Origin of the sequence: Nereida ignava, from assembly GCF_001049735.1 — a bacterium.
Lineage (GTDB): Bacteria > Pseudomonadota > Alphaproteobacteria > Rhodobacterales > Rhodobacteraceae > Nereida > Nereida ignava.
In genome coordinates, this window is the sequence record NZ_CVPC01000039.1 from 1 (window position 1) to 5,783 (window position 5,783).

Below are 5,783 nucleotides of genomic sequence, written 5' to 3' on the forward strand. Positions count from 1 at the left end.
AGTGGATCGCGTGATCTACGGCAAAGCTGCTGAGCGTCAGAACATGCGAGTGCCGCGCTGGTGCTTTGCACATGAGGGCGCGGATCACGAGAACTTCCATGTTCACTTCGTAATGCCAAGCCCACTGCAGGACACGGAACAGACATGCTGTTTGCTCAACGCAGTCTGGGCGCAGCATCATGCGCAAACAGCGCCATTGGCAAAGAACTGGATCATGCCCGTAAAAGACCGTGCAGCTGTGACAAGCTATGTCACTCACGAATACTGGCGCATGGGCAGTGACACAATCTCAGACAACCTTTGCTGGGATAATGCACAGTTAAACTTTGCGCCCAACGACAACTACACCCAACAACAAGCACATCGTATTACACGGGCAGCCAGCCCACTCTGGCTACAGCAGGCACAACAGGCATTAAACGATCAAAAGGCACAATATGAGGCAAGCGGTGATTTGCAGATGATGGAGCGTGGCTAAGCCCCTTCGCGCAGCAAACACCTGAGCAGCTTGAACAACACAGATGCCAAAGGCGCAGGTCTTGGTACATCCTTGTTCACGAGCTGTTGTTCAAACTAACGAAGGTTCAAAAGAACACAGAACATCAACAAAGGCTCAAACGAAGAAGATCAAACAGACAGAGACATAAGAGCTAAACACAGCGTCAGCGGAGTAAACCGTTAGGCGGTTTTTTTATGGGCGAGGGATCGGTGCCATGCGCTTAATCACTTACGCTTTTTTGTTCCCGACAAAGTCAATCAAAGCAGACTTTCCGCTGTGTCCACGTCCCTCATTCAGTGTGTCTATGTATTCTTCACATACTTGAATGTCTAAGTTCTGGTAAGTTTCGCGCAGCAGAGCTTCTGTATACATGTGTTCGGCATTGGGTGGGCCACCAGTACCAAACTCTACTTGCGCGGGCGTGTAGCCATGAACCAGCAAAGTTCCATTGGGTTTAACAGATGTCGCTAGGCCAGTCAGCACTTCGGTCATCTGTGCTGGGGGAACAAATTGGATAAACACTGCGACGACATTGTCGTATTGCTCTGAGCCCCAGTCTCTGTCGAAAATATCTTCAACCACATAATGCACGGACACAATGCGATCCCTAGCCAAACGCCTCGCTTTATCTACGCCAACTTTTGAATAATCAGTCGCCGTGACCTTGAAGCCTTTGCTGGCGAGATACACAGAGTTTCTGCCTTCACCGTCAGCTACGACAAGCGTCGTGCCATTAGGAACAAGATACGGCTCTAGCTTGAGCAGTGCTTTTGCAGGTTCTGTGCCAAAAACATACTCATCTGCCTCAAAGCGTTGGTCCCATTGGTTCATCGTATGGCTCCTAATATCTCTGTCTGAGTTTATCAGCCCAAGCATTGTATTGCGAGTGGTTAGTCGCACCAGTTTCTCAATAGGATCTATGCATAGATCCCCTCAAAATCTCATATTATCAGATATAATCAGTCACTTGACTGCCTTTTCGGTAGCTCTGCATTAGGTCTGAACATACGCTTTAGCTGTAACCAAACAGCAAGGAGCGGATATGACACATCTCGCAAAGCTTACATTCAAGACAGTAGATCGCAGTGTAAAACGCGATCCCATCATAGCGCGACGTGATAAACTTGTAGCAGGGCTCAAAGAGCAAAAGCTGGTGCATGCCGCAGCACTCAAGAAAGAAGATCACCGCGTTGAACGACACAAGTGGATGACCAATGAACAAGGTGAACGTGTGGCCGTCAAAGCCATGCGCACAGTGCGTCCGTGGTTCTTTGCGCAAGACAGTGGCTGGTATGTGCAGTGTCGTTATGGAGCACGTGTGATTGCAGCTGATGGTACCAACAACGCGGTGTTTGTGAAGTCATTAGATGAGGTGGCAGCCGTGCTCGATGCCTTCCTAAATGCAGCAGCTGCGGGGGAGCTGGATGCGGCTATTACCAAGGTGGCAGAGCGGCAACCACGCATTAAGCCAGGGGCAGCCAAGGCTGCTGCAAATGCCAATGCCTGAAGTTGATGCTGCAACAATCAGGGCACTAAATGATCATGCACGGCGTTCATTCACAGGGTGCCGTGTTATCATCACCCAAGGCGTGCAGGCATTAGATGACGTGCCATCAGTGCTGGACCAAGTACGCCGCTTTGATGCCTTCACGCCCGACAATGATCCCTACGAGGAGCACGACTTTGGATCTATCCATCATGCGGGGCAAACGGTGTTTTGGAAGTTTGGCTACTTGGATGTGGACCTAACCATGCATTCGCCAGACCCTAGCGATCCTGCTGTGACTGCACGGGTGCTGACAATTATGCTGGCAGATGAGTATTGAAGCCCACTCACAGACGAGCTCAACACAAACACAGCACTTCTGCCCCTCACAAAGTCGGCACTGACGGTCACGCCGCAGCATAGTTTCGAGCAAACACGGTGTTTCAACATGCAGTGTTAACACGGCGTTTATTTGCAAATACCCAAACACTCCTGTTGCAAACAGCGTGTTTGCTAAAAAACTCAAACATGGCGTTTTCAAACAGCGTGTTTGGCTTTTTATCCAATTAAATCAATGGCGCAATTTCACCTGCGCAGAGCTTTGGGGAACTCTCCGTGCCCAACATTATGGATATATTGCTCCGCTGTGCGCAAATATCGATTTGTTTGATTGGAAATGCTGATCCGTGCACGCTTGTTGTGGCGTTCAATCTCGAGAGCCTTTGATGTGCGTGTTGCTCCATACTTAGACAAAGACATCAAGTTTGGACGCAATCCCGCCAAGATGCCCAGATCATAAGCGCTGTCTGTTGGGTGTGTTTGCTTTAGATCCCATACGCTTATTACCCGGTGCAAGGTATGAGCAGACACATTAGTGTATATTGGGTACTGGGCAGTAGATGTGACGGTTGATCTACCAGCAGGCATGATTGCCTGGGCGCGCATGTGGAGTGCTTTTACTTCTTCTTGTATGTGATGTAGAGGGCGAGAAGGGTCAATTTGATACGTTAGTTTGCCGTGATTATCATTGTGTTCCCCTACAAAGCTTTGCTCTGCAAATAGGCTCTGATGATCATCCCACCATTCCAAGAATGTGCCATCGAAGACGTCGCCAAAATCTCGATAAAGGTGAGCCATTTTACCTGCCCCAAACTTACCGCAGGTGTTTCTGTATTGCTTGTTGCGCCGAAGAAATGCCCACCACCAGTAGTAAAGAGAAGATTTATAGGGCTCAGCTTCCTTATAGGGCAGGTTCCTCTGGCCTTTGAAACGAGTGTACGCAATCCCTGCGTGATTGGGCGGAGCCGTCACAAAGCTAAGCGCTTCTGCGCCTGTATGTGCCCAATCTTTGGGTATGACTCCGTCTCCGTTGAATGCGTTTGGAGTCAAAACCTAGGGCGCTTCTTGGGTTAAACGAGTCTCAGCATGAAACGTAAATGCTGTGGCCCTCTGCTTCCTTTGAACGCTGTTCGTAGGGATTTGGGCTTTTACTCAACGCTGTGCAGATAGCTGCAAGCACCAATCAAAAGGAAGAACCATGTCTGTTCAATCTCAAATCAAAACCGATATCCATAAACGTTTGGAGGCAATGCACACTGCCCGTGTCACCTGGGAAGAAGGCACCCTGCGCGCATCAAACGACGAGCTCTATGCAATCCTCGAAGGTGTGTATGCCATGTATGCTGAACTCAAAGCAGAGGTTGGTAAGCGCCGCGCCTTTGCTGCGCTACTCACGGACCTTGAGGTTAAAACCCAAGCAAATACGAGCTTGGCACTCAAAGTAATCCGCTATGTGTTTGCGGGGCAGGGACGCCGCGAAGAAGCCTATGCTCGCGTTGTTGCTATCGCCCACGATATGAAGGGACCAGACCAAAGCTTTACCAGCTATGTGCAAGAATGTGGTGGTATCGAAGAAGTACGCCGGGTGCCAACGGCGACAAAGAAGGCAACAATGTCCAAAGAAGACTACCGCAAGCTGGCCCTTGAAGGTCTGCAAGAAGTGCAAGTGGGCGTGTCTACGTTTGAACTGCCTAGCTTCATTCAAGCAAATACAGATTATGAAGAAGATTATGCAGTGGCTCTTGTGCGCTGTCATGACGACGGTACTGGCACTGTGGTCTACGGCTGCAATGAAGCAGGCATTATTGATGCTGTGTTGGTCTCATCAGGCAAAGACCTTGATCAGCGCACACAAGAAAGCCTGGCTAAGCTAGATGCAGGCGATCTGGCAACCAAACGTGCCCGTGATGTGCGTGAGTTTGCCTCCAAAATGATCCGCGTGGGCTCAGGTGCGCAAGTCACCCTGTCTGGCGGTAGCGTGCGTACAAACGGCGCAGCAAATCATACCTACGGCTAACTCCTGACAGCTCACCAAGTGGGGCAGCATGCACGCTGCCCCATCTTTCTCTCATTTCTACATCAGGAGGCATCAATGTCATTTGACCTCAAACACCTGCCGCGCAGCTTTGCAGATCTTGTAATCGCGGATCCGTTGAACGCAGCGGTTATTCAGCAATACTGCACCCAACCACCCTCCAAGCCACTGCTGCTAGCAGGGCCACCTGGCGCAGGTAAAACAGAAGCAGCCCGCGTGATTGCCCAAAGCTATTTCGCAAACAACAACATTCAGCACATGCATTGGGAGCACAACGGCGCAACACTGGGCAAGTCGTACAACGACGTCATCATGTCTGAGGCGAACTATCAGATGTTTGGCAATCCAGACAAAGCACTGATTGTAATCAACGAGATTGATACGTTTGACCTGCGCGCCGTGCAGCCTGTGTTTCGGGACTTTATGGACAGCAAGCGGCATCTAATCCGCTTTGTCGCAACAACCAATCACAAGAGCAGCATCATGGGCGCGCTGCTCAGCAGGTTCCGGGTGATTGATTTGGACCCACCCAGCAACCTCGATTGGGTTGATCGTACTAAAGCCATTCTTGAGGCCGAAGGGTTGCACCCGACGCTAGGTGACGTTGTGCAGATGTTGCAGAACTTCCACGGCAGTGCACGTGACCTGATCGATCTCATTGAAGAGACAGTCATGACAACACAGGCGGCAGTGTGATGATCAAAGAACTAGATACATACAATCAGTGCATAGCGGCACTTTATCTAACCTGTCTGATCGCAAACCAATACGATGTGCGGTTGTGGCATATTGTTGAAGAGGAGGTGCCTGCTTCACGTGCTGACCTTGATAACCGTGATTACGCCTGTGAGCTGGACAGCGCTGTTTCTAAGATACCTTTTGACAGCAAGATCATTTTAAGACCCAACAGCTTGATGCAAAAGATCGACGACGAGGTGTATCTTGTAAAGCTGCAGTCGACGTTTCGCTTTGCTGATAACGTTCACGACTACTTTACTCTTAATGGACGATCAGCCCTATTTGACGGTGCATTAGAAGAGCTGACAGCGACGTATGCAGCGCCAGCTGTTGTCTTAGGCGCACTTGATCACGCCCTCTATGTTTCGAACAAAGCTGAACACAAAGACTTCGAATTGGCTGGCTTTTACGAAAGCCACCTTCGTGACCTGGCACAAGAGCGCTTTGCTGAGTTTGTGGCGCTACTGCCTTGGCTTGAGCATTTTTGGACACGGCTGAGTGCTTTCATAGCGGAACCTCAGTTTGCACATTTAGTAAAACAGCTGCAGGTAATCTTGCCCGCCATCGATCAAGTGCACTTGTATGACTTCGCCAAGTACAGAGTACTGCTCAAGATGGCGGGGGATTTCTCGCCCTTGGTCAATCATCTGCAATTGGCACAGCATCAAGTGGCAGTGAGCACGCCT

General features: G+C 50.0%; 8 protein-coding genes. 6 read left to right on the forward strand and 2 right to left on the reverse strand.

All coding sequences use genetic code 11. The features are described 5' to 3' along the window. Positions 1–478, forward strand: a 478-nt coding sequence (locus tag NIG5292_RS14985; protein ID WP_048600156.1) for a hypothetical protein, incomplete at its 5' end; no start/stop codon positions are given. Positions 479–727: 249 nt separating this feature from the next. Here NIG5292_RS14985 and NIG5292_RS13990 read toward each other — a convergent pair. Next, positions 728–1,330: a class I SAM-dependent methyltransferase gene (locus NIG5292_RS13990; RefSeq protein ID WP_048600157.1), complete on the reverse strand. Its 603-nt coding sequence runs from the start codon at positions 1,328–1,330 to the stop codon at positions 728–730. Between the two features lie 211 nt (positions 1,331–1,541). Between NIG5292_RS13990 and NIG5292_RS13995 the strand changes: the two genes are divergently transcribed. Then, positions 1,542–2,006 (forward strand): hypothetical protein, encoded by a 465-nt coding sequence (locus NIG5292_RS13995; protein ID WP_048600158.1) that lies wholly within the window; start codon positions 1,542–1,544, stop codon positions 2,004–2,006. After that, positions 1,993–2,325 carry a DUF3768 domain-containing protein gene (locus NIG5292_RS14000; protein ID WP_306372347.1) on the forward strand — a complete coding sequence of 111 codons (333 nt, stop codon included), beginning with the start codon at positions 1,993–1,995 and terminating at the stop codon, positions 2,323–2,325. The genes NIG5292_RS13995 and NIG5292_RS14000 overlap by 14 nt, the downstream gene beginning before the upstream one ends. A gap of 245 nt (positions 2,326–2,570) precedes the next feature. Here NIG5292_RS14000 and NIG5292_RS14005 read toward each other — a convergent pair whose 3' ends face one another. Continuing rightward, positions 2,571–3,296, reverse strand: coding sequence for a hypothetical protein (locus tag NIG5292_RS14005; RefSeq protein WP_143082030.1), 726 nt, complete (start codon positions 3,294–3,296; stop codon positions 2,571–2,573). A gap of 226 nt (positions 3,297–3,522) precedes the next feature. Here NIG5292_RS14005 and NIG5292_RS14010 point away from each other — a divergent pair, with 226 nt between their 5' ends. The 3 genes from NIG5292_RS14010 to NIG5292_RS14020 all read left to right on the forward strand — a co-directional run. Next, complete coding sequence (locus NIG5292_RS14010; protein ID WP_048600160.1) at positions 3,523–4,341, forward strand: hypothetical protein; 819 nt, start codon at positions 3,523–3,525, stop codon at positions 4,339–4,341. Positions 4,342–4,416: 75 nt separating this feature from the next. Continuing rightward, complete coding sequence (locus NIG5292_RS14015; protein WP_048600161.1) at positions 4,417–5,055, forward strand: AAA family ATPase; 639 nt, start codon at positions 4,417–4,419, stop codon at positions 5,053–5,055. Next, positions 5,055–5,783: hypothetical protein (locus NIG5292_RS14020; protein ID WP_048600162.1), on the forward strand; the 729-nt coding region annotated here is incomplete at its 3' end. The genes NIG5292_RS14015 and NIG5292_RS14020, both read left to right, overlap by 1 nt.